This window comes from Klebsiella sp. CN_Kp088, assembly GCF_040064335.1.
Taxonomy (GTDB): domain Bacteria; phylum Pseudomonadota; class Gammaproteobacteria; order Enterobacterales; family Enterobacteriaceae; genus Klebsiella; species Klebsiella aerogenes.
This window is the reverse complement of the sequence record NZ_JBEAIQ010000022.1, coordinates 160,822-176,265: the sequence shown is the minus strand read 5'-3', so window position 1 is coordinate 176,265 and position 15,444 is coordinate 160,822. Positions and strand designations below refer to the sequence as shown.

The window sequence follows — 15,444 nt, the reverse complement described above, 5'->3', positions numbered from 1 at the left end:
TTTCAAAAGTTCAATTAATAGTAAGTGTCGTAAAGCTTAACTCTCTTTGACATTCAGCTATAAAGACTTTCATATATTCTGACCAGCCATAAAAAATAGCATCCGCAGTACCCGAGTAAGCCGCCAGAAAAGCTTTAAGTACGTTATCGGTGAGTTTTTCTTCCAGGCTCCAGCCCTGAATAAACTGACGGAACAGCGGATAAGTTTTTTCATGTTCCTTGTTCTGCCATAGAGCAACGACGACCTCGAACGGTGGGACAACATAAACCACCTCAACGGGTAGTGGATCGTAATTTGTCGGTATCAACACCTTACGAGTAAATACCTCTCCTTCCGGCCAGAGCCTCGCCTGATTTGTCAAAGCTGATCCTCCACATAGATACCAGCGGAGATAATCGCGCCACCAATTCGGCGTTTGCCGTATAGAAGGCCTACCGGGTAGCCCTGCGAGGCTGTATTAGTGACACCGCCAAAGGCATAGCTGGCTTTATTATCGGAGGACTCTTTACGGGCTAAACCTCCGGGTTGAGGGGAAAGCATCTGGATAACACCGCCAGCCATCATAGAGCCACCAGCGACCATCAGGTTAACACCCCATGGCTGATCGAAAACAAAGGTTGCAATAGCTCCCGCGGCGACGAGCACGGCACCCATTATTGTCTGAAGCAAACCGGATTTTTTGCTGCCGGCAATAACCGGGACAATGCGAATGGCCTCACCCGTTACCGGATAACCCAAATCATCGGCACCAATATTTGTCTTGCCCCTGAAAACAGCAAAGGTCAGCCCCTTATCTTTGCTATCAATCATGAATCGCTCAAAACCCGGAATTGTCGCCGCTAATGCCACGCCTGCTTCCTGAGTCGTTCTGATTACTCGGTGGTGAACACGGCCGAACGTCTTAGCCAATACACCACTAAGTTCAATGCGGGTCATCACTTCTTTGTCTGCACTCATAGATACCTCTTCAATTTCAGGAGAAAGGAAACGGTTTTGCTGTCACAGGCCATATTAAGTGCTTTTTATTTCCTTTCTTTTTATGGTGTGTTTTCATTTAAAACATATAGTTACAACGAAGAAGTACGGAAATGGCAAATCACAGAAAATCTTCATATGTAGCGAGAATCCGCGAGGTCGCCGCCCCGTAACGGCTCGAACACCCCGAAAGGACCCGTGCACTTTCGCCGGTCCAATCGGGTCTGTCCGTTCAGCCAATCAACTCACTTTTCCCGCCTCGGGCCTGTCGGCGTACCCGTTCAGCCTTTAGGCACAGCGAGGCATCTGGTTTAGCTGGAACAGGGATCTGGCAGGTGTCAGAACAACGCGGAATGTTATTGATCCACTCGATTACCTCACTCAAATACCATGCCTTACGGCCCTCAGTGACCTGCACGCGCACAGGAAACTCGCCACGGGCCTCAAGGTTCAGCAATGTACGGCGGCTTAGCGTCGTGAGCTCAATCACCTGATTCATATCAACCAGACGTTCGCTGACGTTCATCTTATCTGCGAGCTCCTGCAGTTCGTGCACCACCGGATCCGGATAGAGTGCATCCGCTGTTACCATCAGGCTGTTATCTTTATCTTGCATCGATATCACCTCACACCATTGCCAGAGGCTGAACAGAAATACCGGACCCAACAAAGGCGGCAATCTTCGCGGAAAGGGTTGTCACCGCCTCCGGCCAGTTGAGTGCATCAACATTCAGCACTCCGGCTTTGTAGACCTGCGCCTGCGTCTGGCTGGCAGTATCAACCGTAAAGCATGAGACATAGACTGCCTGCCCTGCCTTAACGCCATCCCATACGACAAGAGCGCCATTGTCATCCTGCATCAATGGTGTCAGCGCCGGAATTACGCCTTTACCGCTGGCAAACATACCCAGCGTAGTTACCAGCGCTTCAGTGCCGGCCACCAGCTCAATGTAATTCGCAGTCATAAATGCTCCTTAAGCCACACGGACGGTAACAAAACGGTTAATACGAGCCGGGATAGGTTGCGGCGCGGAATGGGTCTGGACGTACTCAATAGCAGGATCGCCAGGAACGATGTAGTTCTTTGGCGCCAGTTCAGCTTTAGTGATTCCCATGCGGATAAGCTCGGGATCCTGAATACCACCGTAAGCCACAATGCCCTGTAAAGCGGTATTACCCAGCACCATCAAATCAGGATCGAGGAAATACTTTTCTGTACCGTCTTCATCGGTATAGCGACCGCTATAAACTACGATTGCAACGTCGCCCATGTATCCCTTAAAGCTCACTGAATCGCCCAGGTCTTTAAGTGCTGTTTCAAGCTGGGCATTAGAACCGCGGCGGGTATCGAGTACATCTTTAATCGCTCTGAAAGCACGGTATTTCTTCCAGACGTTGCCGCCCATGATGATGATATTTGTTACCCCTTCACTCAGTTCCGAATAGTTTTCAATATCATCATTCGGATCAAAGGTTGCTTTGTCCCTGCCTGACCAGGCAGCAGCGCCAGCCTGAGTAATAATGTTCTGGGATTTGATATTCCAGTCCAGTTCGTAGCGCTCAATTCCGTCACCTTCGATAATGTTTTTCCCGGTGGTTACGGCCTGAACCGCCAGCCACTCGATACGCGCCCGGATGGCTATCGACTGTTTCAGAATGGACTGTTTTACTTTGATGTTGCGGGTATTGAGAGTGTTGTATTGCTCTGGGGTCACTCCAGCCGGACGAACAGCCAGCTTATTAGGATCAATACTGCTCTTGGGCTTCATGTATCCCGGGCGGATGGATTTCGATTCATAACCCTCATCACGCGCTACTTTACTCCCCACCATGGGAGAACAGAACGCAGCAATAGGGATATTTGGATCATCAATTGTGTCCAGAATGATATCGCGGGTTTCGAAAGTGACTGCACGCGTAAAAAATAAATCAGTAAACAGTGTTTTCAGTTGCTTCTGAATATCCTCTGCGCCTACTACTCTTACAAGCTGGGCCGGTGAATATAAATCAGGCATGTTTTTACCTCAAAAAATCAATACAGGAACAGGAACGGTAATAATGCTATCACCATCCATATAAAATTGATTGAGTGCAACCATGTGCAATAGTGTGCAATGTTGTGCAATATTCCATAACCAGCATTACATAAAAAAAATACATCTGTTACTCTTCTGTGGTTACTGTTCCTCCAATGGTAATAAAAGAAGTAATTCCTTCAGTGTAATTAAAAGCGGGTCAGCGTCGGACCCGCTTTATTATTTAACGTTTTTATTCAGATTTTTTCTTCGTATGACCATTAATCTCGGATAGCCAATAATTGAGTGAGTATAATGTATTATTTATTTTGTCACTTAACTCTACATTTATACTCGCACCACGTCTTATCTGACTAAGCGAGGCCGTGTAAACATCATCGATTGCCCCCAGAATAAATTTTGCTTCAAAATCGGTAAGCTCTCCATTTGTCTCCTGCCTCTGGATTTTCTTGCGTTCAGCGTCAACATAATCTTTCAGGTCTCTGATTTGTGTTTTTATGACCGGGTCATCCCTGAAACGGTCTCCCTGTTCGTTGAGGGCCCGATCAATAGTTTCAAGCCGCTTTTTGATTTCATTCAGTCGTTGCATTGTTCCCCCAGGAATTGCTGGTGCTAAAAAAATAAAAATATACGCTTAAGTGTTCACCCGTTCACCCTGTCAATTTTAATCAAATAATTCATAAAGTTAAGTGGTGTACACCTTTCTTTCAGGTATTCACAAGTGTTCACCCTACCATTCACCCTTTAGAGCAAAAAACAACCAAAAGGTGAACAGGTGAATACTTTGGTGAATACTTTATAAATAAGTGTTCACCCCTTAACAGCATGTAATAAATGGATTTTTTAACATGGTGAATACTGGTGAACACTTTATCTGTAACTTTACTCCCCCCCTGCACTCTCTGAGGTAGTTGCACATGACGGCATCCACTCTCCGGAATCATCATGCAGGGTGACATTGGAACGTATCCCGTGTTTAGTCTTTCGCTTCTGGTACTCCTTGCCGTACTCAGCCATTGCGCCTGGCATATCGGTACCAAACCGCATCAGAGAGACTGGCTTACTCAGACCATTGGCCCGCATGTATGCCAGATAGGCGTGATACAGATATTTGCGCGGGCTGAATGGCACAATCTCCGCATTGCCGATAAACATCCCATCACACACTACCGACGCCATCAGATAACCGCAGAAATCCACCAGCGAATCACCTTCACGCTTGATAGCCAGCGCCTCCTCTGATTTCTGCTGTTCGTGCAGCAGCTGTTTGGCTTCGTCCTGGCTGGAAAAGCGGGTCAGCAGGTGGCGAATGATGACGGCCAGCTCACCTTCTATCTTTTCAGCCAGCATCGTATCGCGCTCGTTTTCCGGAACAACTTCCGTGAAGTTGAATATGACCCGCCGACGCGATATTCCCCCACTACGGTCGCTGAAGGTCATAGCGTTGTTGTTTACGGCAAGTACCACCGCAGGAATACGGGTTGAGTATGGTGCTTTATGTTTCGGGTCGATAGAAACCTTATCACCGCCCGTAATGGCCTTAATCCCGGCGCCATCGCCAGCATAGCGGGTCATATCCGGCATGATGATCAATGAATACCCAACCACCAGCGCTCTGTCTCTGGCATCCTCCAGCGCTTTCATGCTGGCTGATACTGTATTGGCCTTACCCGCCAGCATGGTGCAGATTTCCGCCATCACACTTTTCCCGCTACCGCCTGGCCCCGTAACCTCAAGGAACAACTGCCAGTCGTACCGATTCGCCAGCACCATGAAGAGGGCAGCCAATACACGATCTGTCTTCCGGTCATTGTTGGCCACAGAACGTCGTAACCACTTCCAGAAGTTCGGCGCATGGCTGGCCAGCGTCTCTCCCTCCGCTGGTGGGCTGAAGGGCAGCTCACTGGCGATCAGCAGCCAGTCGGTTTTGCTGTGCTCCCTGAATATTCCCGTTCGGGTATCAAATACGCCATTGCTGAAGCCAATAAGATTGCGTGCCGTTATTCCCATCACCGGCAGGCTCAGCTTCATGGTTTCCACCGCCGATTTTATGGCGTTCTGCGAATAGGCTACCTCAGCATCAATGTAAATCTGCGCCATTGCCCGTTGCAGCTCTTTATCCGGGAGTGGATTCCAGATCACACCGTTATAGTGGTGAACCATGTCCGAATCAGCATGAATAGCCAGGTCACCATCGTAATGGGCCAGCAACACTTGCCCGCGCTGGCTGGCCCCCATCTGATTAAGAGCCGGGCTAACTTCATCATGCACTGGTTCTCTTTTCGTCACTGGCAGATTTACTACTGTGCTTTTTCCTTCTCTAATCCGATTAAGATGATCGCGCCAGTCCTCCGGATGAGTATCGGGAATACCCTTATAAAGTTTTGCGTCCTGTACCCCGGCCTGTGCCAGCTTGGCACCAATGGCACTAATCATCGACGTCTCGATATCGCCAGCCAGGTACACCCGCGCAGCTCGGCGGCCATCATCGATAATGCGCAGGTTGTCCAGTTCTTCCAGTTGCCGCGGCCCCAGATAGACAGGAGGCGTGGTATCTTCCGCGATCCGCTTACCTAACCCCTCTTCCCAGCCTTTGGCGTGGCTCCATGCATCAGCGCCGGCAAAAATAACCGCTTCGACAAATTTATCCTTTGGCAGATGTTTCAGATTCGGGGCGTTCTTCATTTCGGGATCCCCCCGCTCATCTGGAATTTGCCGATCAACGGATGAAACCAGTAGGCCGAACCGCGACGCCGGGTTGCCTTGCGCAGTATCAGCCGCGCCGCCTCCCTGAATTTCTCGTCATGGGCCAGATAACCGCCGCCTTTATGCTTAACCAACAACACGCCGGAGCTTTTCGCCAGTTCCTCGGCTTTCTTAGTGCTTATGCCGAACTCGGCCGCCAGCGTGGAAACCGGAGACATGCCCGGAGGTATATCGCCACCCTGACTATCTGCCAGCGCCTTGATACAATTTTCCAGTTCTTCCACCTTGCCCACCAGTTGCTCAACACGACCAGCCAGCTCATTAAATTTCACGTTGCTGATCATTGGGCGCCATCCTTGCAAGACTTAATCTGGTCGAGATCCGAGATATCCAGCTCATTGGCCAGTTCATCAGCAAGGCGGTAAGCAAGGCCAGTTAAACTCATTACATGGAGACGCTCTTCATCCCCTCTGATCGTTGCCAAATAAGAAGCGCATGACAGAAGCGCGGCGATCTCTTGAGCTAATGTCAGAAGATCGCTTTTAGTGCGGTATGTATTAATCATGGCCAACTACCTCTCTATCTGAGGCGCTATCAAAAGCCCAACCGCGGCGGGTGTTGTAGTCAAAGAACGCGACCCGACATGGTGCTTCTGCCCGAATTTTGGCGGCGAATACCATTTCCCAGCCGGGGAAAGCGGCGCGGGCATTCTCCTCAGTATCAGTATCAAAACGCAGAACTACCGGCGAACAGTCTGGATGGCTCTTAGGGGTTGCCAGAAAGAGCCATGTAAATTTTGGGTGAGTTTGGGTATGCTGTAATTCAGCCATAACTGTTACCTCGTATAACGGTTTGTGGTTAGACGCCTTGGTACTGCTCTAACAGTCCAGGGCGTTGCTTTTTTTATCGCTTGTATGTAATGTGTCATTACACATAAAAACAATACATCGGGTGTAATTGACGTGTCAACACACAAAAATGAAAGACGTGGTAATCCACCATTCCAATTCAGACTTGACCCTGAGTTACGTGAACTAATGGAGCAAGCCCAACAGCAGGATGGTGATGAATCATTAGCCGCTTGGATTAAGCGCATCATCCGCAAAGAGCTACAACAGCGTGGTATTGAGCAAAAACCATAAGGCCAGAAAAGGAGGTGTACTATGCCGAATAAATGGATTGTTATTTTAGTGTTTATCTTCGGGCTATTTGCATACTGGGGGCTTAAAGGGCTTGTGTCTGGTGACATAAAAGTTACCCATGACCCAAATTCAAACGATAGGGCTAATGCCTCATTCAGTTTGAAATCAGAACCAAAAGGCTGACACTTCCGCCAATGCTGGACGTTGCAACGATCATTGCATCGATACCCAGAATTTAGGTAACGGTCGAAACTACGGAGTTTATCTGGGGTATGCGCCAACGCCGTACACCCCAATGCCTGGGTAGTTTGCAGGTGTGCGGAGAAGTTCGTATACCCAAAGGGGGTGTAGCCATTATTGGACATACCCCCTAACCGCGCCAATGGCGCAGTTCCTGTAATCTCAGGAGCGCCTAAGCTTTGACCACCAGCAGCAAGCCTGGTATCCTGAATATGTTTAGTGTTATTGCATTGGCGGCCCGGCATGGCCGCCTTTGTTTTATGTGCCATATCCTCCCCCCCTACGCCGTTTGCGTTCTGCGAGTTGATGCGAGATAAGCGTCCAGATCGGATTGCAGATAGATAACCTTGCGGCCAACTTTATGGAAAGGAATTTTCACCCGGCCAGTACAGGCCCAGTTCGCCAGCGTCTGGGTTGTTATACCCAATGCCTCAGCGGCTTCGCTGCGGGTTAGTTTTTTAGAGGATTGAGAAACCACATTCATAATTATCACCGCGTATTATTGGTTAACGACGGTGATAACTATTAATCATTGATTATCAACAAAATAGACTAGTAACCAGCACTGAGGGGCAATAACTAGATAAGCACCTCTTTACCCAGTAAATAACCTCAATAGCTGGCTATTGGGGGAAAACCAAGTCAAAACGCTGATACTTTTCAGGCTTTGCCGGCCGTGCTTCATGCCTGTTCACCCAGTTACCCAAAGCACCACGACTTACCTTTCCGTGGTAATGGACGGACAATTTTTCCTGTATTCCTGTTGGGCTGGCTGCGGGATATTTCTCCCATGTCAACCTAATGACCTCCATCACCTCATAATAGTATTTGTTTCTTGGTTTACTGGCTTTCTTTTTATTTACTTGGGAAATAAATTTCTTACCTTTTAATTCGTCGAGCACATCGTCAAATTGACGTAATCCAACCGCATGACATGCTATAACACCCAAAAAAAACGCACTCTCTTTTAGCCCCAACATCTGAAATATAAAGACCATTCTGTTTATAGCTTCATTAGCCCTGCCGCCCTTTAAAGCTTCTGAATAATCCCATGAATCCATTTCCCTGACCAACTCAAGGCGCTGAGTATCATTCAATAATTCCAACCCACTAATACTTCCACTAGCAAATTTCATCGCAGCTCGCGCAGAGTCTGCTGCTATCTTTTCATGTATCTCAGCCTCAGAGTAAGACCATTTATCCCTGACCAGAGGAGTAGTCTTTTTAAATTTCATTGGCTTCACCTTTATTGTTTTGCAGTATTGAAAATATTAATTTTCGTTTTTCTTCATCACTGAGACTTCCCAGTACGGATACAAGCTGCGCATCCAATCCCTTTTTTCGTTCAATAAGTCCAGCGTGCTCAAGTATGGCCCGTTCAATCCTCGATGCTGGCTCCATCAGTTCATCAGCGCTGAAATGGAGATAACCCTGGGTAACATCAGCACTTCTCATCGTGCGGTGGTTCAGCAACCGCTTCAGAATATAGTTACCAACGCCCACCAGCTCAGCGACCGTGCCGAACGTCCGGCGGCCATCATGCCACTTGAAAGGAATTGGCTTCACCATATCCGGATTAGGGTCTGGAACGGTGGCCGCACTGATACGGTCGATAACATGCCGGTATTCTTTGATCTCACCGTTAATGCCGGGAAACACATAAAGCTCCTCTCCCGTCTTCATCTTCATGCGCCGGCGGAAAAGTTTTCGCAGAGTTTCGGTGATAGGCAACTCCAACGGGTCGCCGTTCTTCGAGGTGTCGATCCAGAAGTACCGGGCACCAATATTCACGCGATCCCAGGTTAATCCCAGAATCTCCGACTTACGCAACCCGGTAAAAATATCCATTTCTACGGCATCGCATACAGCCGCAGCAATATCATCGCGCCCCTCCTCTGCTCTGTCACGGACTGCCACCAGCGCTTTAAACCATCTGGCCAGCTCATTAGTACGAATGCGATCTGTTTTCCTGACCGTGCCGTGCCACTGTCTTTTTGTGCTGAGAACCTGGGTAGGAGGATCTGGTAGTAGAGTCTTTCCTTCATCATCCCGATAGTGATCATGAGCAAATCGGTAAATTGCCCGCAGCACACGAGCCCACAAGTCAGCCTGTGCTTTGCTACCAGAACCAACACCAGCCCTTAGGGTAGATTTGTCCGGGCCAAACCATGCGGTTCCATCCGTAACGGCCTTATGGCGGTTTTCAACACGTTCGCGAGATATAGAGCCGATAGGCTGTTTCATCCAGTCGCCGGAGAAGTTCTCCAGAGTCGAGCGGTATTGTTTTGCTGAGCTGCTGCTGAGCCGGTGAGCGCGGCTGCTAATGTACGTTTCCAGCGCCTCATGGAGCGTCACCGAGGCTTTATCATTAATTCGCTTTACGGCATTCGGGTTTTTGCCGGTAGTGGCAACATCCCCCAGCAGCTCGAGGGCTTTTGCCCTGGCATTATCAATGGTCAGGTCGGGGAACCGGCCAAGGGTGGCACGAATGAATTTGCCGTTTCTCTTGCGGGAGATACAGAAGCTTTTCACGCCACTGGTACCAATACGGATGCGCAGACCATTAACAATGGCATCGCCGTACTCAACCTGACCACGTTCGGCAGGTGGCAAGCTTTCTAGCTTAGTTTTCGTAAATTTGAATGTTTCCACAAACACCCCATACCAAGCGATGAAAGTATCCTGGGAATCGCTTGTTTTGCTCTAGGATACCTATAGGATACCGCAAAGGAGTATTTTAGAGTATTTCTGGTTATTTATACAGTAATCATAAAACAGTTAACTTATTGAAAATAATATATAAGTATTTTCAGGTAAGAAGTTGTTCTCTAACTCATAATCGCTTGGTCGTTGGTTCAAACCCAACAGGGGCCACCAAATATCAAGGGCTTACGAGTAATCGTAAGCCCTTAGTCTTTTCCAGGATACCTACAGAATACGGCAGGCAAGTACTGCGGAGTATAAACGCGCCGGGTTAGAAGCTTGCAATATAGCGAAAGCGCAACGCATTCCAGTCCGCTCACGGTTGAGCAGAGTTCATCTTATACCAGAGCCCGCAGTTCCTCGCGCATGTATGAAGAAAAGTACTCAGGATTCTTAATAACTATACGCTCGCCGGACTCAATTCGTTCCGCCCATCCCGCTAACGTTTTAGTAAATTCGGGATCCCAGCCCTCTTGAGTGCCCCGGGCATATACATCAGCCGCGCTGGCCGGAGCGCCTAACTCGTTAAGATACTTGAAAATGCCTTTAGCCGTACTTTCATCCATGGTGTGCGGTGCTGAAGATGACGTGTTCATGCCATTAATAAAATCCAGTGCTTTATCAATTACTGCTGACATATTCTTATCCTTAAAATATCCACGTTCGGTACAAGGCTATAATATGGACTATATTTTGCTTAAATATCAAAAGGTTTATCCATTTAATTGTTCAAATGTGAGCTATGCACAAATGGCTGATTTTTTATCTGGCAGCCCCTCTTACATGTGCTCACACCCTCCGGCAAAAAAGATCCTCTGATAGTGATAAGTCCAATCCGTCCAAATCTCAAGAATCTGAGTAATGAATCAAAATGTTTGGCTCTACTTTTCGCCTTTTACTATATCCACTATCCAGGCTACCACGTAAGCCAGCGCCAAAAACCCGACAAAACCAGCCATCTTCATGCCCCAGCCTTCAAGCACAAAAAGGCTACCCAGCGCGGCGATAGAACAAAGGCAGGTTGTGATAGCTTCCAGCAGACTCGCGGACTGAATCCCGATGGATTGGCATAGATTAGCAAGAGCAGATTTCATAGAGTAGCATCCTGGCGGCTTCTAATTAAATATCTGACTTATCAATACTCTAATGCATCATCTTTGTAAATTGATGATCTCTTCCAGACCAGCAATGAGCGCGGGAAAATAGCTTTCATCAAGCCCCAAACAATCACTGATCACTACGCTTTCAGCCGGGTTTTCTGGCCTCAACGTTAACGACATAAGTGCTCCATGGCCAAAAGATGATGGTGTAAATACCAGATTTAGCTGATTTTCGGTGCTTTCAAAAATAACATCGGTATGGGCATTTTCATTTATTAAGTGGGTATGTAACGCGATAAGTTTATCTTTCAGTTCGGAAAGTTCACCAACGTTGAAAGAAGCTTGATATTGTACATTCAATTCAGGGAGGTGATATTCGACGTAGGTTTTTATCCAATCATAAGCAGGTGCATTAGGTGTATTTTCTCTTTCAAATGCGGAGATTCTTAATATTTTCTTATCACTTATTATTTCGATCATGCTTCCCCTCAACAACTTGTATAAAAAAAAACCACAGTCCAATCCTGCTCCCTAACGACTATCTCAATAGTATATTTATTATATAAGGATTTAGCGGTGCGAATGATTTAACTACCAAATATTTTTATATTGACGTTGTTAAAGTTTGATTCACTGTACTAGTAAAATAATCTATGCATTGAAGCATAAACCACTACAAATCCCCCCACACCCCCACCATCACAGCGCTTCCCACATATAAAACCAGTGGGTGGCGTCCCGACAAACGGTGCGGAACATGGCAGCGGAGACCAGCTGATAGCGGCGGTCCTGAGATTTCGCGGGTGTATAAGCGCACACGTAGCGCCCGCTATTGGCGTCGGGCAGCCCCTCTTTAACCGACATCCAGGGGAGAATCAGTTGCTCCGGCGGAACGCCCGCCGAAATGGTATCGATCACTTCATGCGCCAGCGCCCGGGCATCGCGGCTATAGGGGCCAACGGCAACCTGTTCACAATGTCTGAGTAAATGTTCCATTAATTATCGTTTCCTTTTTTGAGTCTCTATTTTCCCTTAATTATTGCAAAGATATCATTGGAAATAACTATTATTTAATAGGATTTAATGGTACTTATTTACTTAAAAATAAATTTTTAATACGAAACTATAATGACTCGTATTTATATCTCATTGATATAAAAAAGCCATTATCCACTATCTCTGTATCAACATAACTGGATAATGGCTAATTCAGGCAATAACGCACTATGCGCAATTGGCCGTGAACTCTACCGGCAAGTCGCCATAAAACCAGCCATCGTCCTGTTGGGTGAGATCGACACGGATGGTCTTCTTCTCGCCAAACAGAAACTGCTTCACCAGTACCTTACGAGTAAAGACGCCGCCGACGTTAATACGCACGCCGTGATGTTCCACCTTCTTAACCCTGATGGTTCTGGTGGAATAATCTATTTGAATATCAACATGTTCTCCGTGACGAGCAATGAAAGCTGCGATCCTGACATGCCCCCCATTTTTGGAGAAAGAGATAAACGGCTGACTCTTTCTACCGCGCCTTCCCTTTTCTATATTAACGAAATTGTTTACGTCAGAGCGCGCTGCACCATTGAACACAAAGAAGCCTCCCTTCTCAGCAAAATCGTATCCCTTAAAACGAAAAAACAATGGTTTATTTCACTAGCAGGATGAATTTATGACAGAATAATTAACTGCATTTTAGATATAACAACAAATAAAATCAAACCTAAAAACGGTCATTGTAGAGCAACTATCTCCCCATTCTCATCGCGGTAAGAGAAACACGACGGGCTAGATTCCGCACGGCAACTGGCTTCGGCAAACATGATTCGTCGCCCAGCAGGCAAGCGTAATAAAGAGTAAAGTAATCCCAGGATCTGTTAGACGGCCTCTGCGCCACTGAAATGACGTTCGCGCCCAGTCACAGGAGGTTAAAATTTCTCCGGCAGTTCGTGCGCAATATCGATCAGTTCACCGTTCTCCATTTTGATATATCCCCCTTCTTTAAGCTCAGCAAGAATTTTGAAAAGGTAGCTACGCGACATTTTGGTTCTTTTCAGAATAAAGCTAGCCAGGCTTCTATCATGTAATACTCCCGCATCCTGCTGTTTTTTGTAACGGTAGATCATTGATTTAATCGTATCATAGCGTGAAGGTAAATTCTTTTCGTGATGCGCATCAATAATCAGCGATAGCTGAAATGCCATGATTTCCATCAGATAAGCAAACCGATCGCGTTGAATAAAATAGTGTTCAAACGCTTCCTTACCGCAGGTCACTATTTTGACATTTTTCTTCGCCGTATATTTTAGCGATAACGCTGGACCATAGCTTTCAATAATGCCAAAGATCATACCGCGGATCCCCTTACCGATCTGCAGCATGTCCAGCGTTTTACTCCGCGCGCCGCGTTTACTCGCGGAACCAAAGCCCGCGTTGTATTCCACCTCTATCGCAATAATGCCTTCAACAACAATAACCACTTCGCCGGGTTCTATTTTAAACACACCGTTATCTTTGATGATTCGTGGCTGATTTGCCGAGATCAGCGGTTGAATCAACTCAAGATCGCTGGCGACAACATGGTTATATTGATCAATAACATCGGAATAAGTCGTTTTCATGTTGCCTCATTAATGCCTATTTATTTAAATATGCATAAAAATAATCTGGCAAAGTTAACCCTGTCAATTAAAGATAGCATTTTTAGTTCATCCTGCCATTTATTTCAGTCCGTTTAGAGACTCCACTCTCGTATCGACCGATACGTCTAAATAAAATACCAACACCGACGAGAACCGTTTAACGTTTTCTTGCCCATTGAAGCGTCTAATTTATTTTTAACCGAAAACATCCTTGCTAATTTAAAAATAAATTAGACGCTTCGTTAACAACCTATTTTTCCAGATCATTTAAAAACCCGGAAAAATAAAAGGATAGCGAGCTATGTTTAAAAATATTCCCTTTAAGAGAACAATGTTGGCCAGTATGCTGACATTAGCTTCCGGCGCGGTGACCGTTGCTCACGCAGCCGACGCCGCAGCGCCGAAGCAGGATGCTAAAAAGCCTAACATCGTAGTTATCTTTGGCGATGATATCGGCTACCTGAACCTGAGCACCTACAATCAGGGTCTGATGGGCTACCAGACGCCAAACATCGACAGCATCGCCGCCCAGGGCGCGAAGTTTACCTCCTACTACGCCGAGCAGAGCTCCACCGCGGGTCGTTCCGCCTTCATTACCGGCCAGATGCCGTTCCGTACCGGGATGAGTAAAGTCGGGATGCCGGGAGCGCCGCAGGGTCTGCAGAAAGAAGATCCGACCATCGCCAACGTCCTCAAACAACTGGGTTACGCCACCGGGCAGTTTGGTAAAAACCACCTTGGCGATCGCGATGAATTCCTGCCGACTGCACATGGTTTCGATGAGTTCCTTGGCAATCTCTATCACCTGAATGCCGAAGAAGAGCCGGAAAATCCGGATTACCCGAAAGATCCCAACTTCCGCAAACAGTTTGGCCCGCGCGGGGTAATTAAGAGTACCGCTGACGGCAAGATCGAAGATACCGGTCCGCTGACTGTGAAGCGTATGGGGACCGTGGATGAAGAGACTCTGGCCGCCAACAACGACTTTATGGCGCGTCAGGTGAAAGCCGGTAAACCATTCTTTACCTGGTTTAACACCACCCGTATGCACAACAAAACCCACCTCAAAGACGACAGCGTTGGCGTCACCGGGCTGGGAACCTATGCCGATGGCATGGTTGAGCACGATAAAATCGTCGGCCAGGTGCTGCAGAAAATTAAAGATCTCGGCATCGAAGATAACACCATCGTTATCTACACCACCGACAACGGCCCGATGACCGCCACCTGGCCGGACGCAGGCGAAACTCCGTTCCGCGGTGAGAAAAACACCGGCTGGGAGGGCGGCTTCCGCGTTCCGGCGATGATCAAATGGCCAGGCCACATCAAACCGGGCACCGTGGTGAGCGACATGTTCGCCAGCTACGACTGGTTCCCGACGCTGGTTGCCGCTGCCGGCGACAGCAACATCAAGCAAGAGATGCTGAAAGGTTATAAAACGCCGTCCATCACCTACAAGGTTCACCTTGATGGCTATAACCAGCTCGACTTCCTGCAGGGCAAAGGGAAAGACCAGCGTAACGAATTCTTCTACTGGAGCGATGACGGCGATCTGCTGGCAATGCGTCAGGGCCGCTGGAAGATCCACTTTATGATCCAGGAACACACCGGTCTCGATCTGTGGCGCTATCCGTTCACCAAACTGCGTGCGCCGATGATCTTTGACCTTGCCGTCGATCCACTGGAGAAAGGCGACCAGGGGATGGGCTACCAATCCTGGTTCTACGATCGCATGTTCCTGATGGGCGGCGCGCAGAAGTCGGCAAAAGAAATGCTGGCGACGTTTAAAGAATTCCCACCGCGTCAGAAACCGGGCTCCTTCACCGTCTCCGATGTCAGCGCGATGCTTGACCAGAGCGCGCGCAAATAACCCTGTTACCAACTTCAGGGCGGTCCGCCG

The 15,444-nt window shown here is 47.8% G+C and carries 22 protein-coding genes; 3 read left to right on the top strand and 19 right to left on the bottom strand.

All coding sequences use genetic code 11. The annotated features are described in order from the left end of the window. Window positions 1-10: 10 nt before the first annotated feature. The 10 genes from ABLV08_RS12860 to ABLV08_RS12815 all read right to left on the bottom strand — a co-directional run bounded on the left by ABLV08_RS12860 (window position 11) and on the right by ABLV08_RS12815 (window position 6,547). A complete protein-coding gene (locus tag ABLV08_RS12860; protein WP_063447607.1) occupies window positions 11-361 on the bottom strand; it encodes a hypothetical protein in 351 nt (116 codons plus the stop codon). Beyond that, window positions 358-957 (bottom strand): tail assembly protein, encoded by a 600-nt coding sequence (locus tag ABLV08_RS12855; protein ID WP_348855928.1) that lies wholly within the window; start codon window positions 955-957, stop codon window positions 358-360. The genes ABLV08_RS12860 and ABLV08_RS12855 overlap by 4 nt, the downstream gene beginning before the upstream one ends. Window positions 958-1,207: 250 nt before the next feature. Continuing rightward, window positions 1,208-1,591, bottom strand: coding sequence for an AlpA family phage regulatory protein (locus tag ABLV08_RS12850; RefSeq protein WP_111526516.1), 384 nt, complete (start codon window positions 1,589-1,591; stop codon window positions 1,208-1,210). 10 nt (window positions 1,592-1,601) lie between these two features. Further along, window positions 1,602-1,940: a head decoration protein gene (locus ABLV08_RS12845; protein ID WP_316934651.1), complete on the bottom strand. Its 339-nt coding sequence runs from the start codon at window positions 1,938-1,940 to the stop codon at window positions 1,602-1,604. Between the two features lie 9 nt (window positions 1,941-1,949). Further along, window positions 1,950-2,990, bottom strand: coding sequence for a major capsid protein (locus ABLV08_RS12840; RefSeq protein ID WP_348855926.1), 1,041 nt, complete (start codon window positions 2,988-2,990; stop codon window positions 1,950-1,952). A gap of 253 nt (window positions 2,991-3,243) precedes the next feature. Next, the gene (locus ABLV08_RS12835) at window positions 3,244-3,600 is read right to left on the bottom strand and encodes a hypothetical protein (RefSeq protein WP_348855924.1); all 357 of its coding nucleotides are present in this window, start codon (window positions 3,598-3,600) and stop codon (window positions 3,244-3,246) included. Between the two features lie 293 nt (window positions 3,601-3,893). Then, on the bottom strand, window positions 3,894-5,696 hold the full coding sequence (locus tag ABLV08_RS12830; protein ID WP_348855923.1) for a DUF5906 domain-containing protein: 1,803 nt from the start codon (window positions 5,694-5,696) through the stop codon (window positions 3,894-3,896). Then, window positions 5,693-6,061, bottom strand: a complete 369-nt coding sequence (locus ABLV08_RS12825) for a hypothetical protein (RefSeq protein WP_348855922.1) — start codon at window positions 6,059-6,061, stop codon at window positions 5,693-5,695. Before ABLV08_RS12825 ends, ABLV08_RS12830 begins: the two co-directional genes overlap by 4 nt. Further along, complete coding sequence (locus ABLV08_RS12820) at window positions 6,058-6,282, bottom strand: hypothetical protein (protein ID WP_048979893.1); 225 nt, start codon at window positions 6,280-6,282, stop codon at window positions 6,058-6,060. The genes ABLV08_RS12825 and ABLV08_RS12820 overlap by 4 nt, the downstream gene beginning before the upstream one ends. Then, window positions 6,275-6,547: a host cell division inhibitor Icd-like protein gene (locus tag ABLV08_RS12815; protein WP_049139215.1), complete on the bottom strand. Its 273-nt coding sequence runs from the start codon at window positions 6,545-6,547 to the stop codon at window positions 6,275-6,277. The genes ABLV08_RS12820 and ABLV08_RS12815 overlap by 8 nt, the downstream gene beginning before the upstream one ends. Before the next feature lie 132 nt (window positions 6,548-6,679). On the opposite strand from ABLV08_RS12815, the gene ABLV08_RS12810 reads away from it, so the two are divergent. Continuing rightward, window positions 6,680-6,859, top strand: a complete 180-nt coding sequence (locus ABLV08_RS12810; RefSeq protein ID WP_348855920.1) for a hypothetical protein — start codon at window positions 6,680-6,682, stop codon at window positions 6,857-6,859. Between the two features lie 21 nt (window positions 6,860-6,880). After that, on the top strand, window positions 6,881-7,042 hold the full coding sequence (locus tag ABLV08_RS12805) for a hypothetical protein (RefSeq protein WP_179134796.1): 162 nt from the start codon (window positions 6,881-6,883) through the stop codon (window positions 7,040-7,042). Window positions 7,043-7,379: 337 nt separating this feature from the next. Here ABLV08_RS12805 and ABLV08_RS12800 read toward each other — a convergent pair whose 3' ends face one another. From ABLV08_RS12800 to ABLV08_RS12760, 9 genes are all read right to left on the bottom strand, one after another. Next, window positions 7,380-7,583, bottom strand: coding sequence for a helix-turn-helix domain-containing protein (locus ABLV08_RS12800; protein ID WP_063447613.1), 204 nt, complete (start codon window positions 7,581-7,583; stop codon window positions 7,380-7,382). Between the two features lie 139 nt (window positions 7,584-7,722). Then, window positions 7,723-8,334, bottom strand: coding sequence for a hypothetical protein (locus tag ABLV08_RS12795; RefSeq protein WP_348855919.1), 612 nt, complete (start codon window positions 8,332-8,334; stop codon window positions 7,723-7,725). Then, window positions 8,324-9,751 carry an integrase family protein gene (locus ABLV08_RS12790; RefSeq protein WP_063447638.1) on the bottom strand — a complete coding sequence of 476 codons (1,428 nt, stop codon included), beginning with the start codon at window positions 9,749-9,751 and terminating at the stop codon, window positions 8,324-8,326. The genes ABLV08_RS12795 and ABLV08_RS12790 overlap by 11 nt, the downstream gene beginning before the upstream one ends. A 389-nt stretch (window positions 9,752-10,140) precedes the next feature. After that, the gene (locus ABLV08_RS12785) at window positions 10,141-10,440 is read right to left on the bottom strand and encodes a DUF1889 family protein (protein ID WP_015369626.1); all 300 of its coding nucleotides are present in this window, start codon (window positions 10,438-10,440) and stop codon (window positions 10,141-10,143) included. A gap of 243 nt (window positions 10,441-10,683) precedes the next feature. After that, on the bottom strand, window positions 10,684-10,896 hold the full coding sequence (locus ABLV08_RS12780; RefSeq protein WP_015369625.1) for a hypothetical protein: 213 nt from the start codon (window positions 10,894-10,896) through the stop codon (window positions 10,684-10,686). Between the two features lie 57 nt (window positions 10,897-10,953). Then, window positions 10,954-11,382, bottom strand: coding sequence for a hypothetical protein (locus ABLV08_RS12775; protein ID WP_015703533.1), 429 nt, complete (start codon window positions 11,380-11,382; stop codon window positions 10,954-10,956). A gap of 219 nt (window positions 11,383-11,601) precedes the next feature. Beyond that, window positions 11,602-11,898, bottom strand: coding sequence for a hypothetical protein (locus ABLV08_RS12770; RefSeq protein ID WP_015703534.1), 297 nt, complete (start codon window positions 11,896-11,898; stop codon window positions 11,602-11,604). A 228-nt stretch (window positions 11,899-12,126) separates the two neighbouring features. Beyond that, the gene (locus ABLV08_RS12765) at window positions 12,127-12,297 is read right to left on the bottom strand and encodes a hypothetical protein (protein WP_015369621.1); all 171 of its coding nucleotides are present in this window, start codon (window positions 12,295-12,297) and stop codon (window positions 12,127-12,129) included. Between the two features lie 533 nt (window positions 12,298-12,830). Next, window positions 12,831-13,523 carry a helix-turn-helix domain-containing protein gene (locus ABLV08_RS12760; RefSeq protein WP_015703536.1) on the bottom strand — a complete coding sequence of 231 codons (693 nt, stop codon included), beginning with the start codon at window positions 13,521-13,523 and terminating at the stop codon, window positions 12,831-12,833. A gap of 322 nt (window positions 13,524-13,845) precedes the next feature. On the opposite strand from ABLV08_RS12760, the gene ABLV08_RS12755 reads away from it, so the two are divergent. Next, window positions 13,846-15,414, top strand: a complete 1,569-nt coding sequence (locus ABLV08_RS12755) for an arylsulfatase (RefSeq protein WP_348855917.1) — start codon at window positions 13,846-13,848, stop codon at window positions 15,412-15,414. Window positions 15,415-15,444 lie beyond the last annotated feature (30 nt).

What these genes read in the sequence shown, in the direction of transcription:
- ABLV08_RS12815 (WP_049139215.1), bottom strand. Translation starts at nt 6,547, where the DNA reads ATGGCTGAATTACAGCATACCCAAACTCACCCAAAATTTACATGGCTC.
- ABLV08_RS12850 (WP_111526516.1), bottom strand. Translation starts at nt 1,591, where the DNA reads ATGCAAGATAAAGATAACAGCCTGATGGTAACAGCGGATGCACTCTAT.
- ABLV08_RS12785 (WP_015369626.1), bottom strand. Translation starts at nt 10,440, where the DNA reads ATGTCAGCAGTAATTGATAAAGCACTGGATTTTATTAATGGCATGAAC.
- ABLV08_RS12840 (WP_348855926.1), bottom strand. Translation starts at nt 2,990, where the DNA reads ATGCCTGATTTATATTCACCGGCCCAGCTTGTAAGAGTAGTAGGCGCA.
- ABLV08_RS12845 (WP_316934651.1), bottom strand. Translation starts at nt 1,940, where the DNA reads ATGACTGCGAATTACATTGAGCTGGTGGCCGGCACTGAAGCGCTGGTA.
- ABLV08_RS12760 (WP_015703536.1), bottom strand. Translation starts at nt 13,523, where the DNA reads ATGAAAACGACTTATTCCGATGTTATTGATCAATATAACCATGTTGTC.
- ABLV08_RS12770 (WP_015703534.1), bottom strand. Translation starts at nt 11,898, where the DNA reads ATGGAACATTTACTCAGACATTGTGAACAGGTTGCCGTTGGCCCCTAT.
- ABLV08_RS12835 (WP_348855924.1), bottom strand. Translation starts at nt 3,600, where the DNA reads ATGCAACGACTGAATGAAATCAAAAAGCGGCTTGAAACTATTGATCGG.
- ABLV08_RS12855 (WP_348855928.1), bottom strand. Translation starts at nt 957, where the DNA reads ATGAGTGCAGACAAAGAAGTGATGACCCGCATTGAACTTAGTGGTGTA.
- ABLV08_RS12825 (WP_348855922.1), bottom strand. Translation starts at nt 6,061, where the DNA reads ATGATCAGCAACGTGAAATTTAATGAGCTGGCTGGTCGTGTTGAGCAA.
- ABLV08_RS12795 (WP_348855919.1), bottom strand. Translation starts at nt 8,334, where the DNA reads ATGAAATTTAAAAAGACTACTCCTCTGGTCAGGGATAAATGGTCTTAC.
- ABLV08_RS12775 (WP_015703533.1), bottom strand. Translation starts at nt 11,382, where the DNA reads ATGATCGAAATAATAAGTGATAAGAAAATATTAAGAATCTCCGCATTT.
- ABLV08_RS12805 (WP_179134796.1), top strand. Translation starts at nt 6,881, where the DNA reads ATGCCGAATAAATGGATTGTTATTTTAGTGTTTATCTTCGGGCTATTT.
- ABLV08_RS12800 (WP_063447613.1), bottom strand. Translation starts at nt 7,583, where the DNA reads ATGAATGTGGTTTCTCAATCCTCTAAAAAACTAACCCGCAGCGAAGCC.
- ABLV08_RS12755 (WP_348855917.1), top strand. Translation starts at nt 13,846, where the DNA reads ATGTTTAAAAATATTCCCTTTAAGAGAACAATGTTGGCCAGTATGCTG.
- ABLV08_RS12780 (WP_015369625.1), bottom strand. Translation starts at nt 10,896, where the DNA reads ATGAAATCTGCTCTTGCTAATCTATGCCAATCCATCGGGATTCAGTCC.
- ABLV08_RS12820 (WP_048979893.1), bottom strand. Translation starts at nt 6,282, where the DNA reads ATGATTAATACATACCGCACTAAAAGCGATCTTCTGACATTAGCTCAA.
- ABLV08_RS12830 (WP_348855923.1), bottom strand. Translation starts at nt 5,696, where the DNA reads ATGAAGAACGCCCCGAATCTGAAACATCTGCCAAAGGATAAATTTGTC.